The sequence below is a fragment of the Bacillus sp. MYb78 genome, assembly GCF_002975115.1.
GTDB lineage: Bacteria > Bacillota > Bacilli > Bacillales > Bacillaceae_G > Bacillus_A > Bacillus_A cereus.
In genome coordinates, this window is the sequence record NZ_PCOB01000013.1 from 43,112 (window position 1) to 64,965 (window position 21,854).

Below are 21,854 nucleotides of genomic sequence, written 5' to 3' on the forward strand. Positions count from 1 at the left end.
GTTAAAATCTATTATTTACTTTGAATTTTCTGAATAGTATAATATTATTTAAGTTCACTATTATAGTAAAGCTATCTTTCCTACTATTATCGTAAAAGAGGTGTTTATATGTTTATTGTTACTAAACTCATTCATATTAAGTACGGATATGAATGTGAGCTTCTTTATGGGCTTAAACAATATTATCCTTCTCCCGGAACGAACGGTTGTATTAACATAGAGTTTTCACATGTTCATCGTACAAATGATAAGACAGAATATATGATTCGTATGTTATGGAAAACACAACAAGATTACCATACATGGCTTTCTCAAAGAGAAAGAAATGTAACTTTGAAGCGCAAAATACAAGGCTATATCCTTTCTTCCAAATCAAATGCTAGCTATGTACATTAACCCTCCTCTTTTTATTCCTTACGAGGGGCAAAATGATAAAGTGAAACTTTAATCAGCTCTCATCAATCGGGCTGTTCACAAATAACGAGATAAGGCCCCTCTTACTTTTCATACTGTAAGAGGGCTTCTCTTATGCATACACTTTCTTCTCTTGACAATACAAACGAATAACATGTTTATTTTGTTGAAATACATCATGCGTCAGACGAATAATAATAAAGTTTCTTTTTGTTTGATCATCATGAACAAAAATCTGTTCTCCCTCCTGAAAACGCCATGCACTTTCAAAAGTCGTAATATGATCCCCACTTACAGAAAAAAGTTCATATCGCATCTCTTGTACCCTCTCTCAACTTATATAATCATAATATCCTCATATTAAATTTATTATAACTTAATTCCTATAAAATTAGTAATTATTTCTATTTCGAAAGATTTTAACTTTGTATTTAAATATTTTTAGCGCTATAATGATAAACGAATTTTTATTGAAAGGAGTTTTACTTTGACTGCATATTTATTTCCAGTGAAAACAGCGTTTATTTTATTTCCCTTTTTAGCAATGTTTCTTTTAATCCCTTTTTTAATATTTAATTATCGAAAATACGGTTATTTAAATAAATGGCGCTCATTTATTTTATACTCATTATTACTTTACTTATTAAATGCCTATTTTCTTGTTATTTTGCCGTTACCACAAACGTTTGATACTTGTAGCCTACAACCGGCTAATACACAACACATGCAACTCTCACCATTTTATTTCATACAAGAGATTAGTAGTCATACATCGGCAGTTTTAACGAAACCAGCTACTTATTTCTACTTATTAAAAGAGTCTGCGTTTTTACAAGTTGCATTTAATGTTCTATTAACTGTTCCATTCGGTATTTACTTACGTTATTATTTCCGACGTAGTTTCTTACAAACAATTTGCATTTCCTTTTTCCTTTCACTATTTTTCGAGCTAACACAAGTGACTGGATTATACGGTATATACAATTGTGCATACCGATTATTTGATATCGATGATTTGTTTTTAAATACATTAGGTGGCGTAATTGGTTTTATCATTGCACCAATATTTACGTACTTCCTTCCGAAGACAAATGAGTTAGATAGTCATATTGATTTGGAAACGAAACCAGTCGGATTCATTCGTCGCCTTATCGCGATGCAAATTGATTGGATTTTCTTATCTATCGTTGTACCTGTCGTTAAAAACAAAGGAAATTCTTTCTTCGTTTCTAATATGCAATCTTACACCAATATGTATGAACTCATTTTCATTACGTGTTCAATCCTTATTTACTTTATTATTATTCCATACTTTACGAATGGAAAAACAATTGGGAAAGCATTGCTTCGCATTCACCTGAAAGGAAAATCAGATCGTATTACATTAAAAGAACTATTTATTCGCTACGGTATATTTTATTTTGCGTTAGGCGGAATCAATTACATTCTTTCTAGTAGCTCTATGTTAAATCATACAGAGCCTTTAGTATTACTCGTTACATTGTTATTCCTATTTATCATTAACGGCCTATTTATTATTCATGTTTTACTGCATGTATTTAGCCGTGATAAACTACTTTTTTATGAACATATTAGTCATACAAGAAATGCAATTACACTAAAAAAAGCTGACAAATAATTATTTGTCAGCTTTTTTATATACATAATGTGAAACTTTAATCAGTGGGGGTCTTACTGCCCGGCAAATAGCGGGATAAATAACTTTTCTGCATAAGGATTAAAAAACATTCCAAGTTCATCTAGAGACTTCCTCGCCTGTAAAAACGAATGAAACTCTGGATATATATCTTGTAATTGCTCATACGATAATGTATGCATTTTCCCCCAATGCGGACGCCCTTCATACTTTAGAAAAATTTTTTCCACTTCGCCAAAGTAAGCAGCATATTTCATACCTTTATACATATGAACAGCGATATACGCTGAATCTCTTCCATAGGCTGGACTAAGCCATATATCATCACCTTTCACATAGCGGCATTCGATCGGGAAGTGCACCTTATACTTTTTCTTTTCAATAATATTTGAGATTTCTTCTACCACAGTCCTCATATACTTTGAAGGAATGCTATACTCCATTTCATAAAATGGTACCGTACGTGATGTAGCAAATACTTCATAGCTCGGGCCAATTATTTTTGTGTTTGGTACAGCCTTAGCTGATAATCGACTCACTCCTTTACTTATAGAAGGAAACCATTTACACCCTTTAGATAGTAAAGAGAACATCCTATTTTCAAGTAACTCCACCTTTAGTTTATGCCATTTCAAATCACTGCCTTGATTCGTTGTTTCGTTCGTAAGTTTTACTTGTACTTCATCAGAATAAGGAAAAACGAAAAATTCAAAGTGACGATGCTTCTTATACTCTTCTAGTTTGTTCATTACAGTAGATAATGACTGTTTTTCACTTTTATAAACGAGTGAATACGCTGGAATAACCTTCAATTTTATCTTTACAATGATACCTAACATTCCAAGTGACAACTGAAACGCTCTCCAATATTCTACGTTCTCAGCTTCCGAACAAACTATACTCTCACCATTAGATAAAACTGCCGTAATCTCTATAACTTGTGTTGATAAGCTCCCAAAGGTAATACCCGTTCCATGAGTCCCCGTACTAATCGCTCCTGCAATAGATTGCGAATCAATATCCCCTAAATTTTCTTGCGCATAACCTTTTTCCTCAAGTAACTTCCCTAAATCATATAACTTTGTTCCTGCCCACACTTCAGCGACCATCTTTTCTTCATCAATATTCACAATGCCCTTCAATTCATCTAAAGAAACTAAAACTTCTTCCGTTTGCACAAGGGGTGTAAACGAGTGTCCTGAACCAACAACACGAATTTTCTGCCCCTTTTTTCGTGCAAGCCCCACTACTTCTACTACATCTTGTATACTTTCTGGATACATCGTATAATGCGGCGTTCCTTCTACATTCCCTGTCCAATTCCTCCACTTTTGTCCCTTTATAGAAAGCATTGGCCATCCCCCCGATATGTTGAATACTCCCCAACAATCTCTCCTTTTTTAACACGATACAAAAAAGGAAAGCGCTCACATAATTCACCAGCCTTACTATGACGAAACAAAATGGACTCTCCTATATCCACTCGTTCCTCGCCGCTATAAAAAATTGGCGTTTGTACCTCGCCAGCACCTTCTAAAGCTAATAGTTTTGCACCCTTCGGTCTCCAAACTTCAGGCTCTTTATCTTTTCCAACTGCTCCTGAAGCAATATATCCACCACCTAGGCAAGTGTAAATAAACGGGACTGGTTTACGCACAACTGGTAAAGCAAATCCGACCGCTGGATGAAATTTCACCTCTTTATAATAATCAAACAGCTTCGGAGAATAAAAAGCAGAACCTATTGTAATCTCTGAAACTGAATTATCTTTCTCAGTTGTTTTTATGCTTCCTGTTCCGCCTCCATTTACAAACCTTAGCTCAATACCAAGTTTTTGTATTGCTTTTACAATATATTCTCTTCTTTCTTTCACTTCTAGCACTGATTTCTGCTTTAAATACGAAATCACTTTACTTTTCAGCCATTGATTCGGTATATGGTCTCCCACCCCAGCAATTTGAGCTTCATAACCCATCACACCATCTAACATTAAATATGATGACCTTCTCACCTTTTCTACTACTTTCAACGCATCCTTCACATTTTTTACTGGGGATCTTTGTACACCAAAATGAAATTGAAAGAAACGACTACTCATATCAATATCCAAACAAACACGAAAACATCCTTTAGATTTCTCAGCAATTTTTTCTAAATACACAATATGCTCTTCACAATCCACCATACAAGTTATAATGAAACCTTTCTTTGTTAGCAAACTAATTTCACACAAAGCTCTTTCATCATAAGCAGGATATCCGAGCAATAAATCATTAAATCCTTGTTCTATTAAAAATAAAACCTCTCTAGGTGAAAAGCACATAATACCTTGAAATCGATCATTTGCAGCTAAAATCTTTTGCATAATCGGAACAGAACGTAACGATTTACTCGCTATACGAATCTTCTTATTTCCACTTAACTCTATAATCGATTGAATATTTCTATCTAAAGCCACTTCATCCAAAAATGCACACGGTAATGGAACTTCTTTAAAAATTCCTCGATCCACATTTTTCTCTCCTCTTTTCAATATGTCTTATACATATTGGAAAGAAAGTATGATTTTCCTGTTTGCAAATAAAAAAAGTTTCTTCTTTACGAAGAAACTTTTTGAAACTACTTCATAGAAATAGTCGCCTCTACTGGATAATGATCAGAGTAATCATTAATATACAAAACTTTAATTTCCAAAAAGAGCACAAAACAGCTATATTAAGCAGTTTGTCGCTATATCGAAAAATGTAAATGGCAACACTTTTCTGTTGATTTGTGACCATATTCGTTACCGAAAAAATCAAAATTAAACTAATAAAAAAATAAAAGAGCACAGCGTGTATAAAAGGTGCGTCAACACCCCTTATACCGTCCGCCTAAATCACCTAGGCAAACACTTGCTGTAACTCTTTATGTACTTTATTTTACCGTACGTAAGGGTTCTTCCGCAACAGTTTGCTTACATTTTTGTGGCATACTGTTGCTTTTTTATTTTCAAAGGAGACGAGCCCTTATGAAAAAGAAACAAGCAATTACTATTCTTGCTAGCATAGAAACATACGAAAACTTAGTATCTTTTCAAACTCTCAAGGAATTAAATGACACTGTACGCGCATATAAGAGGCAATTTGCTGATCAATTAAATAAAAACCAATTAGCTGTATTAAATAAATTGCACAACTATTCTTCTAAATTCCTTGGTGTATCTTTCAGAACGAAAAAACACATTGCTGAAGACCTTGATATTAGCCGTAGAACAGTTATTCGTGCATGCCACCACTTAGAATCACTTGGTATTATTAAGCAACTGGAAATGAAACGTAAGAGTGACATGAGACAAACTAGTAATATAATCATTATTCAGCCAATTATTACGAAAGAACAACTTGTCACAGAAGCCCCTACTAAAACTGTGGAAATTTGTCACACCAAGAAAACAACTACAAAAACCTTAAAACAAAAGATAAAAGATATAAATAAACGTAAAGAGGAAGTTTCGCAATCTTTTCAACATGATTTAGACTTCATCGATTATCGTGTGCCACAATCTATGCGTATGGAATTACAAACTGCTTTTTCACCCAATGTGATTAATGAGTCTTTCAAAAATGCCAGAAACATTGCAAAGAAGGCTGCAAAACAATTTAATTTATTAGCAGATACAGATGTATTTCACAACCTTCTTGCAAATGCTTCTTCTGTTTTGTACTTTAAAACACATAAGTACGAGCATAATGGAAAATCGATGAAAAATCCTATTGGATACTTTACTCGAACGTTCAAAAGAATCGTCTATAACTACATTGATAGCTTTAGAGAGATACATAACCTTGCAAGTCGTAAGGCAAATAAATATACTGGACTAGCTTTTTTCAAAGAATTTATTGATGGTTAACTTGTTATGTCTTAACAACCATTTGATTCATGAAATCGTGAATGGATTTAGCTTGAAATATGCGAAAATTTGAAGAGGAGATGTCATACTGGCTATCGGTAATTACCAGAAGAGAAGGGAAGTATTTCGATTTCTTGGGTTGCCATAGTTCTTGCTGCCATTCCAAACTATGAAAGTAAAATTCATATCGGTTTAATTTCTCTTGCATTACTTTCTTACTGTATACCGAATTCTGCACTTCTATGAAAAATGGAGATTGTCGCCAAATTGTAAATATGTCTGGCTCCATATATGCTTTACCATACTTGGGCTCGACTTTAAACAATTTAGGCTTTTCGTACTGAAGAAGTTGCTTATATACATTCACAATAGCAAGGAAGTGCGGAATCTTTTGACTTGTTTTTCGAATCGGACTCGGTTGTGGAAAGTAGATATATGGTTTCTGTAACAAATTTACGTCCACGCTCCCATCTCGCCTTAATCGTTTCATAACCGTATTGCAACTGGTCACAGCTTTCTTGAGTCCTTGGAAATGCAAATCGATAATATCATCTCGTGATAGGCATCTAAAGCGACATAAGTCTTTTATAATCGCTTTATCTCTACTCTTCATGTTCCAACACTCCAAACAAAGGAAGTTCTTGTTGTAGCGAATTCTGAAGCGTTATATCTTCTTTGAGTAAACGGTAAGGTTCAACTATTTGCTTTGCTTTATTAAGTTCTAAATAAGGAGCTTGCACTTTCTTTAATCCATTTAACTTTAAAATCATTTGGCCAGATTGCTCTAATTGTTCTGATCCAGGTGTGCCCATTATATTACTATTAATTGTGTTATCGCATTTAAAGCCCATTCTAACCGTCATATTTAGCTTTAACTTACCATCTAACACCTTTGCATCTGGTCTTTGCATGGATAGCATAAGGAATACACCTAGCGCCCGACCAACTGCCGATATTTTTTCTATTGTCGTCATACATTCTTTTTCATCTTGTAGCATCGCTACTTCATCGATAGCTAACAAAATATAAGGTTTCTGTTTATCAGGATTTAATTTGTTGTACTCATCAATGTGATCCACTTCATATTCTTCCATGAGCTTTCTGCGTTCCCTGATTTCATTCCAAACCTTATGAAGCATGACTTTCATTTCGATTTCTTCCATGCACACTTCTTTCACATGTTTTACTCTACGCAAGAAATGAAATTCAGAGTTTTTCAAGTCGCCTAGGTACAAATATAATTTATCAGGAGGCATGTATTGAATGAGTGTAGAAAGTACAACACGTACCATACTACTTTTTCCGCTACCTGTTTCTCCTGCAATTAGTAAATGGGGTGTATTGGGGTTTACCATATCATAAACAAGCATGTTTCCAAACTGGTCACGCCCTACTATAACAGGAAGACGGCATTCTTTTATGAATGGTTGCCATTGCTTATAACTGTAGTTGTATTGTTTCAAACCACCATCAGAATGAAATACATTGAGCACAAACTTTTTAATATCTCCCTCAATTGCTACATTCCGTCCAAATATTTGTTGAAAGCAAAACCATTTCTTTTCAATTGTCTTTGGATCTAATCCGTTGGGGATAGTAAATACATATTTCACGCTTTCGTTTGAAGAAAAAACAGCATGAACCTTTGGATAAATTGGGATTTTCCCTCCACGTGTTTGATGTTCCGTATATAAACCTGCCTTTTGGAACACCTCAATAATCTGGTGTTTTAAAGACCTCTTATGAAGCCATTCTTTTATGATTCCCATGACAAGCCTCCTAGAACATAATTACAATTCGAACAAATACATAGGTAATGAATCCCACTCCACCAATTTTTACGCCATAATGAATCCCATTGGATAATAATTTAGCCGCTGATACATAATCATTTCGTACAAGATATCTTTCTAACATGACTGCCCCAATTAAAGCCGTTCCCATTATCCCTAATGCCAGATACGTATTTAAAATAGAATCCGACATATGAACAAATGCTAACGGACTTAATGAATGATATCTTTGTATTTTCTGCTCTTTCATTTTGTATGATCCATCCATAAAATCCCGAAAAGGAATAACTTGCTTTCTTGTAAACATAGAATCTACTCCCCGTCATTTATTTCTTATCGTATTCCGCACAAGACTCTGAACAATACTTCTTTCCATTCCATCTCCAAAACAACCAATCGGATAGCAGACATTTACAATACTCACAAGTTTCTTCTGATAATGCCATCTTGATGTTCATTTCTTTCGCCCCTCTATAAACAGAATATAAAACCCAGATAAAATAACGCTTCACACACTCATTACCGTGGTAGAGTTACCTTGATAGGAACCATGGTAGTTACTGTGGTAGAAATCTAAATCTTACCTTGATAACTACCTCGGTAAAATTACCTATTCCTACCTTGATAGCTACTTTGATAACTGAGTTTCTTCTTGCCGTGGTAACTACCTTGATACATCATATTGTGGAGAGCTTGGACAATATTCACCATTTTTGGGGTTTTATTTTTAGTGAAAATTGGACATGACTGTATATAATAAATTAATTAATGAGGTGAAAACATGTGGGGTCTTGGTAAAAAACGTACAAAACTAGGAAAATTCTTGGACAAACATGAAATCGAACAAGAATGGCTTATACGAAAATCGGATTTAGGAAGAAATACAATTGGAGAACTAGCTAATAATCCTAATAGATATCCTACACAAAAAACCATGAAGAAAATATTAAAAGTACTTCGAGAATTTGATCCTAAAATAAGAGCTGATGATTTTTGGGATATGTAAACGCAAAAAAGTCCGCCTCCACGAAAGGAAACGGACTTTTAGGTTAACTATTTCAGTTAAGAATGGTTGAATATAAAATATAATATAACAAAAATTATTAGTCAATAGCTGATTCTATTTTGAATAAAGTGTATTTTTCAAAAGCATGTTAAGCACTTTAGAAGCATATAATAAATTGCTCCGGCTATGTCATACAACATGCCAATCTATACAGAAAAAGCATTCCGGTCTCACCACCCTGGAGTGCTTTTTCTCATATTTTAACATTTTACTACATAAAATAAATTAACACGTTCCTCTTTTATAATAAGCATCCTATGTAACCAGAGCACTCCTAAAGAATGCTCTGGTTTTTATTATTCATTTTAATAAAACTATTCTTTTGTATAAATTTCTGGATGTAAACGCAAAAAAGCCGTCTCCCAAAAGGAAACGGCTCTTTGCAGGTTAACCACTCAATTATAAAATGGAATAGTTAGAATATACCATATTTTAATCTAACAGTCAATAACGAGTTCTACTTTGCATTGTTAACGGATATACTATTTATGCATCTAGAGAATCACCACATTTTGGACGCCTTCAACTGGGGAAGGTGTCTTTTTAGATTTAGAAAATTTACTATCACTTTGTTTTTCACCTGTAACATAATTCACCCACAAAAACTACCGAATATGCACACTTACATTCTAAATGCGAATTTTCTGTTAAATATAGGAAATTATTAAGTTTTTTCTTAATCAACAGAGTACTATTGATACGTACGAATAAATTCATTACAAAGGGGATAATTTATTATGTTTACAAAAAAACTAGTAACTGTCGCAACTACTTTAGCATTAGGATGTGGATTCTCTTTCAGTATTACACCAGCTTTTGCGGATTCTAATGAAGTTTCCACAACTAATACACCGATTTCTTCTATACAGAACCAAGAACAACTATCGTTCACTGGGTATGTTATTTCAGTGGATAGTCATTATTTAGTTGTTGCTAACACTTCTACAAAAGAAGAAGCACTTTCTTACCAAAATAATTGGTGGGAATTAGCTTCTCAGAATAAAATCTTAAGAGTTCCTATTTCTTCTGGTGATAATTACGCATTAGGCGAAAAGTTAAATGTATTTGCAAAAGCATGGACTTACTCTATTCCACCAATTGCTATTATGCCTACTATTGAAAAAGTAGTTGAATAAATAATTATTTAAACTTACTAAAGGACATCGTTCTAATTTGAGCGATGTCCTTTTTCCTTTACTTCACATACACACAGGCTTCATTCGCAGTTACATAGTATGCATACTCTATAAAACCGTTACACCCTACCCCTCAAACCTCACATACTCCCCTGACACCCATTGGTCTCCCCCAACGTTATACCATCCATTTTGAATGCCCCAAGATTGATAGCGTTCTCCGCGGTACACCTTTTTCACAATGTCGTAATTCGTTCCTGGTCCTGTACGAACGCGTAATACATCCGCTGTAATCGTAACGACACCTACACCATTGTTGGCAGGTTGTGTGGATGGAGTTGTATTCCCACCACCGTCATATGTTTTTTGCACCCTTTCTATAAAGGAATTCCAACGTCCTTCTGCTAACATACGATGTGGACAATACTTTCCGCTCCACGATTGGTGTGTACGAACTTTACTGATCGGAATGTTATATTGTCTCATCAATTGAGCCACAATAATAGCCGCATTATTTTCCGCCTTATAATATCTATCTCCACCACTTAAAGAGTAGCAAATTTCCACCCCGATAGATTTACGATTTCCGTTACCTCCACCATCACCACAATGCCAAGCGTTACGCTCTAAAAGAATTCCTTGTACCGCTTCCTTATCATCTACTGCGATGTGGAAGGACACTTCATTATTATTTCGAATCATATACGCGATTTCATTTTCCGCTGGTGCGTCATTATACGTATTGTGAACTGTGATAAACTCAGGATTCATTGTATACGGACACTTTGTACCATATTTACTTGGGTCAACTAAGTTTTTTCTGATTTCCATCATTGAACATCTCCACTTCCTAAGATTTTTTGTTTAATTTCAGAAACATCTTTTGATAAATCCCCAAAAGCTTCTGCTTGTTTTGTGATAACGTCCTGATTCTTTTCAATGACTTTCTGATATTGTTCTTCACGCTGTTCATTCTTTTTTTGCGTAGTAAAAAGCATCCACACGAATAACGCTGCGAATGCTCCCTGTTGAATCATGGAATTGAAGATTTGTTCTTCCATTGTTCTCATCCCCTTGTCATGGCAATAGAAAAAGAGCCCTTTTAGGAGCTCTTACTTATAATCAGGTCTAAATATTGTAATTCCTTCTCGGGCAAGTGTACGCATTTCTTCATCCAAACGATCTAATTCACTTCGTTTTACTTCTGGATTCATCTCGGTATCCGATTTTACAACATAATATTCTTTACGTAACTTAGCCATCTCTCTATCAATTCTATTAAATGCTTTCATTTCTTCGGCATTTGATGCATCTTCTTCATTCTTTTTACTATCCGCTTGAATCGCTTGTTGTTCATCCATGATATTATAGTAATCTTCCATGACCTGCCCACCACCTTGTCCATTTACAAAGAACGCTTTCGCACCTGGTGTCGATTCATTCCATTCTTGTGCAATTGGTGTAGGTACATCTTTATTAGATATTAATGAAATCGCACTATCTAATCCTTTCAATGGAAACTGACCTAATCCAGCCGTATATCCTTTATATAAATTATCAATTTTGTATGGAGAAGCTTCAATTCCAATCTTATCTAATGCACTTGCCATTTCACGAGCTGTTAAGCTCGTATTCGGACCGTATTGCTCTTTCGGTGAATTTTTCTCATCACGCTTTGGAACAATTGGACCATCCCTAAAAAAGCTATAGTTTGCCATATTCTCGACAATTGGTTGTAACGTAGTCGGTATCCACGGTACTTTCACCGCATCATTTACAGTTTTATCAAATCCATCAAACGCATACTGATCTCCCTCTCTATATTTATTTGCTCTTTCTACTGTATTAGCTAGTAATGAAATATCGAAAGGCTTAGGAATCCGTCCCACTTTATCAGTACCAGGAATGGCATATGACCAATACGTGTCCTTCTCTTGTTGCGGCATATTATCCATCATTTCTTTTTGTTTATCATTTGCACTTGCATAACTTGCGATGGCTAGTGCACTTGGTGGTAGGGTTGAACCTGCAATACGGGCACTTGTTCGAACTGGATGTTCCTTCATCGCACGAATTAATTTGTCTTTTCCTTGTACGTTTGCATTTAAGAACGTAAATATTCGATTGGCAGATTGCATGGAATTCCCCATACGGTTGAAATCCATTAAATCGCGCGCTTGATACGCAGCTTCCTCAGGCGTTAATCCTTTTTTCAATCCTTTATTATAAGCTCCGACTTTTGTTGCTTCTTCCGATACTTCGGAGATATTCTGTAGTACTTTCAGCCAATTTTTAGGATTAACAGGAGCTGTAATAGCCTTTATCGCTTTTGGAAGTCCAGATTCTTGTTTTTCTAATCCTGATAACTGTTCTTTCAACAAGTCACGATCGGCAGATAAATATCCACCATATGCACCGCCCTGATTTACCCAGTCATCATACACCTCTGAACCTTTCCCGAACTTTTTCTTCCCAACTTCTTTAAGTCCCTTTACAAAGTCGAAAGGATTATAACCTGTATCACTTACCACATAAGATGCAAACTGGTCACGTATTGGATTCCGTAATGCAAATTCAGGTGTTAGAGTTGCACCTGCTCGTAACCAATCACTCGGTTTCCCAGCGGCCAATACAAATTTATTTGTAACTTCCTTGTCCATTGCTTTCACTGCACGATACAATTCCGGTGCTAATTGATATTGCTGTTTCTCTCCATTTCGAAAAACAGTTACAATGTTCTCTTTCGCTACCGACTCTTTCCCATCACCTGCAAGCTTTTCAATCCATTTCCCTGCGCCTTCGTTTTCCGCTAAATCTGCTAGAGCTAGGCCAACTTTATTCCGTTCTATTGCTTGCATAGACTTAAAGGTATTTTTCACAATGCTTTCAAATGGATCAATGACATTTCGGCTCGAACCCTCTATACGCTTAACAGGATTGGTTAAATCTACAAATCCTTTTCCTCCGCCGAAACCTTCACCTATGCCTTCTTCATCAAAATAACGATTGAATGGCATGTAGTTTGGGTGTTTTTCACGCATGGCAGTAACAGCGTCTTTAGATAACATTTGCCCTTCAACCAACATATCTAGCAAAGAGTCATTGTAGGCTTTAATCTTTTGGTGTGCCGCTTGTATTTCAGGATTATCAAACTTCGCAATTGTTTTCTCTATCTCGTCCGGAGTAAACCCAGTTTTAATGCCTTGTTTTTCTAAGTCTCTTGCATGTGTAGCGGTCACATAATCCCGTATATCTGCCATATCAACCTTTGAATCTCCAAAGATATTACGGAACTCTTCTACCTTCATTTGCGCCTTTTTAGGCGTTCCCGCTGCAAGTCTTGCCTTCTTATAAGGAGAAACAGACGCATCCGCCAATTCTCCACCAAGTATTTCTTTCTCTGCTTTAGAAATCGGATAAAGTCTATCCATTACATCTGTATAGAACTCCTCTTTCGTTTTTGGTAGTTTTTGCAGTACTTGCTTCACACGCTCAAGACCCTTAGGTTTTTCATTTACATTAATTTTTCCGCGGAAACGCGCTTCATCCCCTTGATTCGCCCATATTTGCGCATCTTCTTGTACTTTTTTCAATCCCTTTTGTACATCTTCCGGAATGGTATTTTGAAAATGCTTCATAAATGCAGGCGCTTCTTGTTCTGCCATGGCTGGATTTAATAAGTATCGGCGCATAAATTCCGCCATACCTTCTTGACGAATTTGTTCAGGCGTATAATTTTGACCGGATGTGTGGGAACCAAGTTTCATTAATTCGTCATCAAATTTTGGGTCATTCAATCCAAATTTCTTATCCAAATGATGACCCGTTTCATGCGCTAACGTTTCTAAGTCCCCATAATCGCGCGTACGAATGACTTCGGGACTATTCTTATAAATACCCGAAACCGCATCGTCGCCGACTCCCATGCGCCCTGTACGAAGCGTGATGCCTACGTTATCACGGAAACTATCCATTAACTTTTTCTGCGTAATGGTCCGCCCATCTGGCGCCATAGCGGATTGAATGACCGGTGGTGCATTGCGCATCGCTTGTACGTCATCAGGGAGTTCTCCATTTGAAGAAGCTTTCTTTTTCTGTTTGGCCACACTTTCTATTGCTTGTTCTAGCGATGTTGCGGATTCTAATTCAGATTGAATCGGTAAAGATTCCGGTTCGTTTTTGATACGCGTATTTTGTAATGCTTGTTCTTCCACAGCTTGATTGGTTAATTCCCTTTGATGTCTTTCCTGCTGAATGACATCATCCGATACGTTAGAAGTATGCCCCTTCGTCTTACGCAAATTTTGCACCGCATTCATCAAACCGTGGGCAAGCGGCGTAATAGCTGCCCCTGCTGCGGTCTCTACGCCAATCCGTTTTAAATGGTCTTCTACCGTCTGTTCCGGATTCACATATGCTTTGGCTGGTGTTTCTGCACCTGCAATCAGAGCACCTGTTACTGCGCCTTCTTTGGCAAATTGCCCTATCTTGCCAAGTTTAGAAGTATTTTCTCCCACCTTCGCAGCCATTCCCAGTTTCCCCGCTACGTTCGCAGCGCCTGCACCAGGAAGTACATAGCCAATCCCCGTTGATACAAAGTCAGCGACATTTTCTCCCACACCTTCACGATGATCTTGCCAATCTACCGCATCCTGTCCTCGTACTTTTTTCATGGCCGCACTTGGCGCATTGAGTAACGTAGAATCCATAGTACGATTCGCAAAGCGATTTACCTCTTTTGTGGCTTCACTTTTCCCGCCATCTTTCATGTACTCATCCCAAACTTGCTGACGAGTTTTACCTTCTGGTGGTTTAATCATTTCACCAAACTTTTGCGCGGCAAATTTCAAGTCACCAAAAAAACCCCCTTCCTGAGGAGGTGACTGTTTCGCGATACGATCAATCGTACCCATCATACGATTGGTACGACTAGCTTCTTCTTGTTGTTTCATCCAGTCTGTGGATATGGATTGTGAAATACTGTTAGCTGCTTTTATTTGATCTAAAAATGGATTTCTCTCTGGTGGTTTTCTATGATCCTCATTGTTCTTATCAAATTCAAGATTTTGATACACATTCTCTACTGGTTCATCTTCCTCACCATTTTTCAATGCGAAGATTTCTTTTTTCTTTTTTACAAGACTACCTGTATTTTCATTCCGAACTTGAATGGGTTGCGTACTTCTTTCATATTTATCTTGATTCCCACTATAATAATCCACACGACGAACATCTTGCTGAGCTGTATTTGAATTGAGTTCAATCATGCGTTGAAGCGTAGCACGCTGATTATCATCTAGACCACCATTGTCTTTTTCCCAATCCTTCACCATAGAAGAAGCTTGTTCTCTTTCTATGTCACTTTTCTTTTTACGAGGCATACTTCACACTCCTTACCAAAATCCTTTCGGCCCAAACTGTTTCAACAAAGAAGAAGACTCCCATGGTTTCCTCAATAACAGCGACTCCACATAAGATGGTGCTTTCTTTACTTCTTCCTTCTTTTGTCCATATGCATACGGGGCATTATTTGGGTTACTGTACCAATTAATTTGATCGCGTGTATAACCATTCAATGAAGATTTTGAGCTTACACTTGGTGAACTGCTTGAAGAACTTCCACTACTTGACGTTCCTCGCGAGCCGCCACCTCCACCACTATTTCTAGAGGCGGCTGCTTGCTTTTTTAAGTTATACTCCTGTTGCCAATGGCTATCAGATACACCATCTCTCCCAGAACGATAATTGAATTCTTGTTGCCAACGATTGTCGGATACACTGTCGCGACCGGCCCGGTAATTATAATCTTGCTGCCAACGGTTATCCGATACACTGTCCCGACTTACTTGATAGTTATAATCACGTGTATCTTTTTGTTTCCCATAATTAAAACGACTCAAATCGAGATTGTAATTCCGATTATCATTATTTACGGAGTGATTAAATCGGCTCACATCTAAGTTATAATCACGCAAGTCTTTTTCCTTTCCATAATTAAAACGATTCAGGTCTAAATTATAATTTCGATCATCATTTTTCATTTGATAGTTAAATCTATTTTTATCAAGACTATAGTTTCTACCATCATTAAAAATCGTATAATTAAAACGCTGTTGGTCTAAATCATAATTTCGATCATCATTTTTCACGGTGTGGTTGAAACGATTGATATCCAAATCATAGTTTCTATCATCATTTCGAACCGTATGGTTAAAGCGATCCCTATCCAAACCATAATTTCGATCATCATTTTTCACTTGATGGTCAAATCGTTTGTTATCAAATTGATAATCTCTCCAATCTTTGTCTTTCGTATAATCAAACTTATCACGCTCTAAATCACGATTTAATGTGTCATTTTTCTGTTGATAATTGAAGCGCTCTTTATCAAAATTATGGTTTCGTAAATCATTTTTCTGTTGATAGGCAAAACGGTCTTGATCCATCTTCATTCCTTGTTCTCCACTCCATTCCTGAAACGCCTGTTGGCGTTCACGGAAACCAAGGTCTTGGTCACGTTCCATCAGTTGGCGAGCTAAAGAAGCAATTTTTTGTGTACGCTCTGCCTCTAAATTTCCTCTTTGTGATAAACCTGCAATCGCGATTTTATTCATCGCATCTTGTGATAAACCCGAGCTTCCCATCCCTCTTGCAGCTGCTTGTTCTGCTGCTTGCGTTTGACTATCCGCTACACTCGTTTGCATGTTTTGCAATGCTCTTTCATATAAAGAACCCAGCTCGTCATTCGCTTGTAAGCGTGCATCTTGCATACTTAAATTACGCCGTTCTGGCGTTGTAAACACTGGATAATTCGTCATACAAACTCACCTCATCCCATTGAAATAGCCATATAATGAAAAGCCAGTGAAGTATCTCTTGTTGTATTCTTATTGTGCAAAGTAAGTGTAAAAGAAGTTACCGTAACTTGTGAAAGATATACCACGATGTCTCCTGTTCCAATATCTCCATTCGCCGCTGTCACTGTAACAAACGGAATTTGGGAAAAGGCAGGAGTAAATAAGATTTGTTTCTGCAACGTTTGCCCACGACTTATCTGAATAAACTCTGTCTTTCCCACTCGTATGTTATTTTTATAGAACCCATACTCATTTAAATTTTGTAAAATCCCATCATTGTCATTATGAGCATTAATTAAATTCGTAAATTCTTCATTTACTTGCCCAGATGAAATGGTTGTACCTGGCATAAAATTATATTTTCTTTGAATTTGTACCATAGGACGTCTCCTTTCTTCTTTTCAATTCATACTGAACCCCGATGCCGTATACAACAAAAGGACGTATATGAGTTACGTCCTCGATAATCATGCCTATTTTTTTCGTTCGATTATTTACCCGTAGGCGATTAATATACATTTCGATTCTATCAAATGTATTCTGGTCCCAAATCGCTTCATCCCAATTGGAAACATTCGCAGCATTTGGTCTTGTACCATCTACCTGCTTGGTTTCAAAATCTAATTTCACTCCTAACCGATACCCGTTGGGTTGATTACTATGCAACCATATCCGATGAATCTTTTTGTCTTGTGTCATCAAACCAAAATCAAAATACTTGGTTTCCATGCGAAAAGGAATCGGCTTTCCATCATCATGATATTCAGGATGAAAGACATACGCATTTTTATTGCTTCCAAAATAAAAATTCCCATCATAGTTTACGAATACATCCGCTTTGATATTCGAATAAACAGTCCAACACACCAGCAATTCATCATAGACAAGTGTTTTTCCATTTGGAAAAGATAGATAGTACTTCCCTTCAAAATAACCTGCAACAGCTTTATTTTTTTCTGTAAGTGGGATCGCACGCATTGTCGATTCTATTTGCTTGGTTATAATTTGTGCACTTACCATATTAAAGTCATTCGCAAATAATCCATATACATGTGTATCACTCAAATAAAAAATTTGATTTCCAACTACTTGAATACTCTCAGGTGCCATACAGCCCGTTGGTGTATTGATCTTTACTAATTCATAATCATATGTTGTTTTTCCATATAAAGCCCATATGGAATGCCGGCAGAAGATAATTAAACTATTTCGAAACGTTACCAGCCCTACGATTTCATCATTTTCATTACTTGCCACATCAAAAAAATTAATGGCGGGAAAATAATCATATACAGCGTATCCAAGTTTGGGATCGATGTGGGAGAATGAAACCCGATTCTTTATGTCATGACCCACAACAAATAACCGCCCGCCAAAGAAAGCCATGTATTTGCAGTTAAATAAAGAACCTATATCATTCAATCCTGGATTTCTTTGTTCATCCGCCGTAGGTACATATGCTGTTACAGATGACAATTGATTTTCAGCATACACTTTTAGAGAAATATTATTGGCAACTAAAACAACACGGTTTCCTTTTCGGTCTTTCATCGTGATAAAATTCGCTCTGTCACCAGTAGAGGGCGGACCTGGGATATCAACAAAGAACTTCCCATTCCATCTCCTCAAACGGTCACCCATCATCAATAGCTCATTTGTGCCATCCGACTTGAGAAATGTATAGGCACCTGTTATCTTATCTCCTACATAAGCAACTTGTTTATAACCTGTTCGTTTCCGAATTTCCCCCACACCAATCACTGCATTTTCTATTTTACTTAGTTCTTTATCCCCAATTACATTTGCATACACTGTATCATTCAATCCCATTGAAAAATCTTTGAATTCAGCAGTATCCTTCACTCCTCATCACTCCCTTTCAATCCGCAAGGAAGGTAGGAGCATCACTATACTCGTGGATGGTCTTCATTCGCACACCTGACCTCTTTACTTTCCGTTTCTCACGAAAGACGGCATATTGTTGCCTACGTTGTTCATATCGCTGCATACGATCTGGCCTATCCGCATAATCTCCATCCATAAACTGTAGTTGTCCAACAGCGTATAAAATTAATAAATCGTGATAGGGACTATCAATTTCAGGTACATCTTCCATTCCTTTTAGATGACTTAACTTTTTATAATAATAGACCTCAATAGGTTGTTGACTCCCGCCTTGTAACATCAATTCATTTCCCCACACCCAATACCCTTGCTGATTTTCTTCCCCTACAGGTATACGCGGAAATACTTTGTTCGTTTGCATCACTCGTTCTATATCTTGTACGTCATTTGGTAATTTGTATGGATATGTTAAAGTGGCTTTCTTTTCTATCCTTGCAATCGGGGTGATATCATCTAATGCACGATTGAGCCAATGTTGAATATCTCCATTTTCAAAAATGTCGTCAACATCCCGGTTCACTTGCAGGATTAGTTCTTGCAGATTCACTATGATTCCCCCCCACATTTACACCCTGTACATATTTTTGTACGCCATCCACACGGCCATATGCATGCGCGTTCCAAAATGCTTCTTTTGATTCTCTCGCATAATCTTCCGCTAGATCATTCAGTTTTCTTTCTTCTTCTTTTTGTCTCTTTTTCTCAGTATCTTCCACAGTTTGAACAGCGGAGAATCCGTTCACTGTATGGATTCTCTTAATGTGGTCTATCGTACGAGAATCTAATTCTTCAAATCCGATTTGTGGAATTTTCATAATCGACATATCTAATAGTCCATCCATAATGACATGTTCCCCATTTTTAGGATTCCACATAAGATACAAGTGGGGATCATAGGATTGTAACTGTTCTTCCACATGATAGATATCATTTAAAAATGTTCGCTGAAATCCACGTCGTTCATACACGCCCATGATCTATACCTCCGTGAAGTTTAAAAAAGAGGAGCTAGTCGCTCCTCTCAATTTATTTCGTATATCCAGTTGCTTCTTGCACGTCTGACAGTTGCCAGAAGGCATTACGTGCGTGACATACCATTGTTTCTAACATATACGCGGTCGCTTCATATGCCGCTTTATTCGGTACACGCGAGAACATCGAACCATCCTCTTCCATGAACTGAAGGTCCGCTACACGGTATAATCCTAAATCGTCATAATTTCCTCCCCACACAATACCTGCCGGCATATAACGGTCTACTAAGAATGGTTTTCCATCAAACTCTAATGCAGAATAGCCGCCTTCTAACTGCATTACATTTGTGTAGCGTTTATTTGTAGTCAGTACAGCCTCGTATGCTGCACGTACACCATGCGAACCCATAAGAAAGTCTGTTTCTTTTCCACTCACAATAGATGTTTCATCCATCACTAAACGTAGTAGCGCATCGGAAATCGGACGAGCCGTTCCATTATTGGCAAACATATTTGCTTTCCACCATGTATATGTGGAAGGATTTAACCCTTGTAAGATGAGCTTATCATCAATAATTCCATTTAACCCCATTGGCTCTAAATTAGAAGACCCAGCTGACACAATGCCATCTGTTGCCGCAGTTGCAACTGCAGCACCATCAATCGTAATGGTAGTCGCTGCACGATCAATTGCTGTAACAGTTCGATTGCTGGTTGTCACGCTACCTGTCGCATTGACAATATCTACTTTTTGTCCAACGAAGAATCCCTTCACACTACTTACCACAAGTGCATTCGCAGCCGTTGCCTGTGCGGTACAATTCGCAATACGTCCTGAACCATTACCGAAGGTAACACGTGCACGGAAGTTCTTCATATCCGTTGTTAAACCTTTTACCTCAGATTCTACTGCACGAAGATAAGACGTTTCATTTTTCTTCGATGATTCAATGGTTTGTACGGTAAGTTCTAAACGACCAGCCACCATACGTACTGTACCTGTCGAGCTCTTATACGCTTGTTGCCCCGCTGTTGGTAAGTTACCATTTTCAGCAACTGCTCCAACCCCCGTGTTACGTCCAAAGTGGTGAGGAATTAAGAAATTCGAACCATCACCATTAATCTTTTCCACTTTCTTTTCTAACTGTGAAACGATGTAGTTCGCATTGTTAATCTGTTCTTTAATCCCTGGCAAGTAATCGATTTTTAAAACATCCGCTAATGTCGTTAATGTAGCACCCATAAGTAGGATACCTCCTTAAATTTGTTGGTTTGCTGATCGTAATCGTTGTAATGCTCTTTCACGCGCCACTTTAAAATCTGTAGTTGGTTCATCCGAGACAAGTCCTGTTACACCAGGACCTTCCACCTTCGGCGCTTTCTTACTTTGTAAATATTCTTGAATGGCCGTTTCTTTTGCTGAAGTAAGCTGTTCTTCTAACTGCTGCGCACGCATGGCGTTATACGCCACTTCAAAATTAGGAACATTTTGTTCCACCATAAATTGTTCTAACGCTGCTGCATCTGCGCCTTTTTCTTGCGCGAATTGCCCTAACGCTTGAGTGAATCGTTGTGATAATTGGTGCTGTTCACGCTGATATTCCAGTTCTTCTGCTCTTTGTGCCTTTGCTTCCAGACTCTCTAATTTCTGCTGAATTTCAGGCGTCACACCAAACTTTTCAGCACGTTGTAATAAGTCTTGTTGTTCAATTGCTTGCATCATACTATCAAGATCGTTGTACCCTGCTTGTTGTTGAAAAAAGTTAATCGCACGATCATACTTGTCATAGTTACCATATCGTTCAGAAACTTCTTGTTCCCAACGCTGACGTTCTTCCATAAGAGCCGCTTGTGTACGTTCTTGTAATCTCTTCGCAAAAGCTTGAGATTGTTCAATATTTTCTGGTGGTTGCCCTTCTGGATTATTTTCTATTGGCGGTTGCTCAATTTGTTCAGGTGGATTTGTGACCTCACCTGCACCTTGTGGAGGTGCGCTTTCCCCACCTTCAACGCCAGAAGATGCAGTTTCAATTACTGCTTCTCCGCCACCTTCCAAACCATTAAAGAATTGAAAATTACCTAAACGTAAACGAAATGGTTTTAACATATTTCTTTCCTCCTGTGGGTGGGCGCAAGTCCACATTCAACGCCCGAATTTTT

22 protein-coding genes are annotated in these 21,854 nt (G+C 37.3%); 5 read left to right on the top strand and 17 right to left on the bottom strand.

Features of this window, described 5'->3' with window-relative positions:
• The first annotated feature begins 108 nt into the window (after positions 1–108).
• The gene (locus tag CQ064_RS21705) at positions 109–396 is read left to right on the top strand and encodes a hypothetical protein (protein WP_000471243.1); all 288 of its coding nucleotides are present in this window, start codon (positions 109–111) and stop codon (positions 394–396) included.
• Between the two features lie 130 nt (positions 397–526).
• Here CQ064_RS21705 and CQ064_RS21710 read toward each other — a convergent pair whose 3' ends face one another.
• Positions 527–730 (bottom strand): hypothetical protein, encoded by a 204-nt coding sequence (locus tag CQ064_RS21710; protein ID WP_001268332.1) that lies wholly within the window; start codon positions 728–730, stop codon positions 527–529.
• A gap of 171 nt (positions 731–901) precedes the next feature.
• Here CQ064_RS21710 and CQ064_RS21715 point away from each other — a divergent pair, with 171 nt between their 5' ends.
• Positions 902–2,053: a VanZ family protein gene (locus CQ064_RS21715; RefSeq protein ID WP_000128017.1), complete on the top strand. Its 1,152-nt coding sequence runs from the start codon at positions 902–904 to the stop codon at positions 2,051–2,053.
• Positions 2,054–2,106: 53 nt separating this feature from the next.
• On the opposite strand, the gene CQ064_RS21720 is transcribed toward CQ064_RS21715, so the two are convergent.
• Together CQ064_RS21720 and CQ064_RS21725 are read right to left on the bottom strand one after the other, a co-directional pair.
• Entirely contained in the window at positions 2,107–3,423 is a 1,317-nt protein-coding gene (locus CQ064_RS21720) for a D-arabinono-1,4-lactone oxidase (protein WP_000948955.1), read from the bottom strand.
• Positions 3,411–4,583: an amino acid deaminase/aldolase gene (locus CQ064_RS21725; protein ID WP_000373753.1), complete on the bottom strand. Its 1,173-nt coding sequence runs from the start codon at positions 4,581–4,583 to the stop codon at positions 3,411–3,413. The genes CQ064_RS21720 and CQ064_RS21725 overlap by 13 nt, the downstream gene beginning before the upstream one ends.
• A gap of 498 nt (positions 4,584–5,081) precedes the next feature.
• Between CQ064_RS21725 and CQ064_RS21730 the strand changes: the two genes are divergently transcribed.
• On the top strand, positions 5,082–5,963 hold the full coding sequence (locus CQ064_RS21730; RefSeq protein WP_000730126.1) for a helix-turn-helix domain-containing protein: 882 nt from the start codon (positions 5,082–5,084) through the stop codon (positions 5,961–5,963).
• Positions 5,964–5,967: 4 nt separating this feature from the next.
• Here the strand turns inward: CQ064_RS21730 and CQ064_RS21735 are convergent, their stop codons facing one another.
• From CQ064_RS21735 to CQ064_RS33175, 4 genes are read right to left on the bottom strand one after another with little or no spacing between them, the layout of a single operon-like run.
• Positions 5,968–6,576, bottom strand: coding sequence for a replication-relaxation family protein (locus CQ064_RS21735; protein ID WP_000842170.1), 609 nt, complete (start codon positions 6,574–6,576; stop codon positions 5,968–5,970).
• Positions 6,566–7,732: an FtsK/SpoIIIE domain-containing protein gene (locus CQ064_RS21740; RefSeq protein ID WP_000511372.1), complete on the bottom strand. Its 1,167-nt coding sequence runs from the start codon at positions 7,730–7,732 to the stop codon at positions 6,566–6,568. Before CQ064_RS21740 ends, CQ064_RS21735 begins: the two co-directional genes overlap by 11 nt.
• 10 nt (positions 7,733–7,742) lie before the next feature.
• Positions 7,743–8,063 carry a hypothetical protein gene (locus tag CQ064_RS21745; protein WP_000495115.1) on the bottom strand — a complete coding sequence of 107 codons (321 nt, stop codon included), beginning with the start codon at positions 8,061–8,063 and terminating at the stop codon, positions 7,743–7,745.
• A 19-nt stretch (positions 8,064–8,082) separates the two neighbouring features.
• Positions 8,083–8,214, bottom strand: coding sequence for a hypothetical protein (locus tag CQ064_RS33175; protein WP_127057661.1), 132 nt, complete (start codon positions 8,212–8,214; stop codon positions 8,083–8,085).
• A gap of 323 nt (positions 8,215–8,537) precedes the next feature.
• On the opposite strand from CQ064_RS33175, the gene CQ064_RS21750 reads away from it, so the two are divergent.
• Both CQ064_RS21750 and CQ064_RS21755 read left to right on the top strand, forming a co-directional pair.
• Positions 8,538–8,762 carry a hypothetical protein gene (locus CQ064_RS21750; RefSeq protein ID WP_000264500.1) on the top strand — a complete coding sequence of 75 codons (225 nt, stop codon included), beginning with the start codon at positions 8,538–8,540 and terminating at the stop codon, positions 8,760–8,762.
• Between the two features lie 797 nt (positions 8,763–9,559).
• Positions 9,560–9,958, top strand: coding sequence for a DUF3221 domain-containing protein (locus tag CQ064_RS21755; RefSeq protein WP_000494384.1), 399 nt, complete (start codon positions 9,560–9,562; stop codon positions 9,956–9,958).
• Positions 9,959–10,084: 126 nt separating this feature from the next.
• Here CQ064_RS21755 and CQ064_RS21760 read toward each other — a convergent pair whose 3' ends face one another.
• From CQ064_RS21760 to CQ064_RS21805, 10 genes are read right to left on the bottom strand one after another with little or no spacing between them, the layout of a single operon-like run.
• Positions 10,085–10,789, bottom strand: coding sequence for an N-acetylmuramoyl-L-alanine amidase (locus tag CQ064_RS21760; protein WP_003269494.1), 705 nt, complete (start codon positions 10,787–10,789; stop codon positions 10,085–10,087).
• On the bottom strand, positions 10,789–11,019 hold the full coding sequence (locus CQ064_RS21765; RefSeq protein WP_000392441.1) for a BhlA/UviB family holin-like peptide: 231 nt from the start codon (positions 11,017–11,019) through the stop codon (positions 10,789–10,791). The genes CQ064_RS21760 and CQ064_RS21765 overlap by 1 nt, the downstream gene beginning before the upstream one ends.
• A gap of 51 nt (positions 11,020–11,070) precedes the next feature.
• A complete protein-coding gene (locus CQ064_RS21770) occupies positions 11,071–15,339 on the bottom strand; it encodes an LPD38 domain-containing protein (protein ID WP_001137510.1) in 4,269 nt (1,422 codons plus the stop codon).
• 12 nt (positions 15,340–15,351) lie between these two features.
• On the bottom strand, positions 15,352–16,776 hold the full coding sequence (locus tag CQ064_RS21775; RefSeq protein WP_000186342.1) for a hypothetical protein: 1,425 nt from the start codon (positions 16,774–16,776) through the stop codon (positions 15,352–15,354).
• Between the two features lie 11 nt (positions 16,777–16,787).
• Positions 16,788–17,195, bottom strand: coding sequence for an H-type lectin domain-containing protein (locus CQ064_RS21780; protein ID WP_000250065.1), 408 nt, complete (start codon positions 17,193–17,195; stop codon positions 16,788–16,790).
• A complete protein-coding gene (locus tag CQ064_RS21785) occupies positions 17,170–18,678 on the bottom strand; it encodes a hypothetical protein (RefSeq protein ID WP_000655417.1) in 1,509 nt (502 codons plus the stop codon). Before CQ064_RS21785 ends, CQ064_RS21780 begins: the two co-directional genes overlap by 26 nt.
• A 16-nt stretch (positions 18,679–18,694) precedes the next feature.
• A complete protein-coding gene (locus tag CQ064_RS21790; protein ID WP_001053142.1) occupies positions 18,695–19,267 on the bottom strand; it encodes a phage adaptor protein in 573 nt (190 codons plus the stop codon).
• Positions 19,224–19,694, bottom strand: a complete 471-nt coding sequence (locus tag CQ064_RS21795; RefSeq protein ID WP_000539502.1) for a hypothetical protein — start codon at positions 19,692–19,694, stop codon at positions 19,224–19,226. The genes CQ064_RS21790 and CQ064_RS21795 overlap by 44 nt, the downstream gene beginning before the upstream one ends.
• A 52-nt stretch (positions 19,695–19,746) precedes the next feature.
• Complete coding sequence (locus CQ064_RS21800; protein ID WP_000501401.1) at positions 19,747–20,937, bottom strand: phage major capsid protein; 1,191 nt, start codon at positions 20,935–20,937, stop codon at positions 19,747–19,749.
• A 15-nt stretch (positions 20,938–20,952) separates the two neighbouring features.
• Entirely contained in the window at positions 20,953–21,801 is an 849-nt protein-coding gene (locus CQ064_RS21805; protein WP_000917220.1) for a hypothetical protein, read from the bottom strand.
• Positions 21,802–21,854 lie beyond the last annotated feature (53 nt).

Coding starts and splice junctions, on each gene's coding strand:
- CQ064_RS21705 (WP_000471243.1), top strand. CDS start 109: ATGTTTATTGTTACTAAACTCATTCATATTAAGTACGGATATGAATGT.
- CQ064_RS21710 (WP_001268332.1), bottom strand. CDS start 730: ATGCGATATGAACTTTTTTCTGTAAGTGGGGATCATATTACGACTTTT.
- CQ064_RS21720 (WP_000948955.1), bottom strand. CDS start 3,423: ATGCTTTCTATAAAGGGACAAAAGTGGAGGAATTGGACAGGGAATGTA.
- CQ064_RS21730 (WP_000730126.1), top strand. CDS start 5,082: ATGAAAAAGAAACAAGCAATTACTATTCTTGCTAGCATAGAAACATAC.
- CQ064_RS21735 (WP_000842170.1), bottom strand. CDS start 6,576: ATGAAGAGTAGAGATAAAGCGATTATAAAAGACTTATGTCGCTTTAGA.
- CQ064_RS21740 (WP_000511372.1), bottom strand. CDS start 7,732: ATGGGAATCATAAAAGAATGGCTTCATAAGAGGTCTTTAAAACACCAG.
- CQ064_RS21745 (WP_000495115.1), bottom strand. CDS start 8,063: ATGTTTACAAGAAAGCAAGTTATTCCTTTTCGGGATTTTATGGATGGA.
- CQ064_RS33175 (WP_127057661.1), bottom strand. CDS start 8,214: ATGAACATCAAGATGGCATTATCAGAAGAAACTTGTGAGTATTGTAAA.
- CQ064_RS21750 (WP_000264500.1), top strand. CDS start 8,538: ATGTGGGGTCTTGGTAAAAAACGTACAAAACTAGGAAAATTCTTGGAC.
- CQ064_RS21755 (WP_000494384.1), top strand. CDS start 9,560: ATGTTTACAAAAAAACTAGTAACTGTCGCAACTACTTTAGCATTAGGA.
- CQ064_RS21760 (WP_003269494.1), bottom strand. CDS start 10,789: ATGGAAATCAGAAAAAACTTAGTTGACCCAAGTAAATATGGTACAAAG.
- CQ064_RS21765 (WP_000392441.1), bottom strand. CDS start 11,019: ATGGAAGAACAAATCTTCAATTCCATGATTCAACAGGGAGCATTCGCA.
- CQ064_RS21770 (WP_001137510.1), bottom strand. CDS start 15,339: ATGCCTCGTAAAAAGAAAAGTGACATAGAAAGAGAACAAGCTTCTTCT.
- CQ064_RS21775 (WP_000186342.1), bottom strand. CDS start 16,776: ATGACGAATTATCCAGTGTTTACAACGCCAGAACGGCGTAATTTAAGT.
- CQ064_RS21780 (WP_000250065.1), bottom strand. CDS start 17,195: ATGGTACAAATTCAAAGAAAATATAATTTTATGCCAGGTACAACCATT.
- CQ064_RS21795 (WP_000539502.1), bottom strand. CDS start 19,694: ATGGGCGTGTATGAACGACGTGGATTTCAGCGAACATTTTTAAATGAT.
- CQ064_RS21800 (WP_000501401.1), bottom strand. CDS start 20,937: ATGGGTGCTACATTAACGACATTAGCGGATGTTTTAAAAATCGATTAC.
- CQ064_RS21805 (WP_000917220.1), bottom strand. CDS start 21,801: ATGTTAAAACCATTTCGTTTACGTTTAGGTAATTTTCAATTCTTTAAT.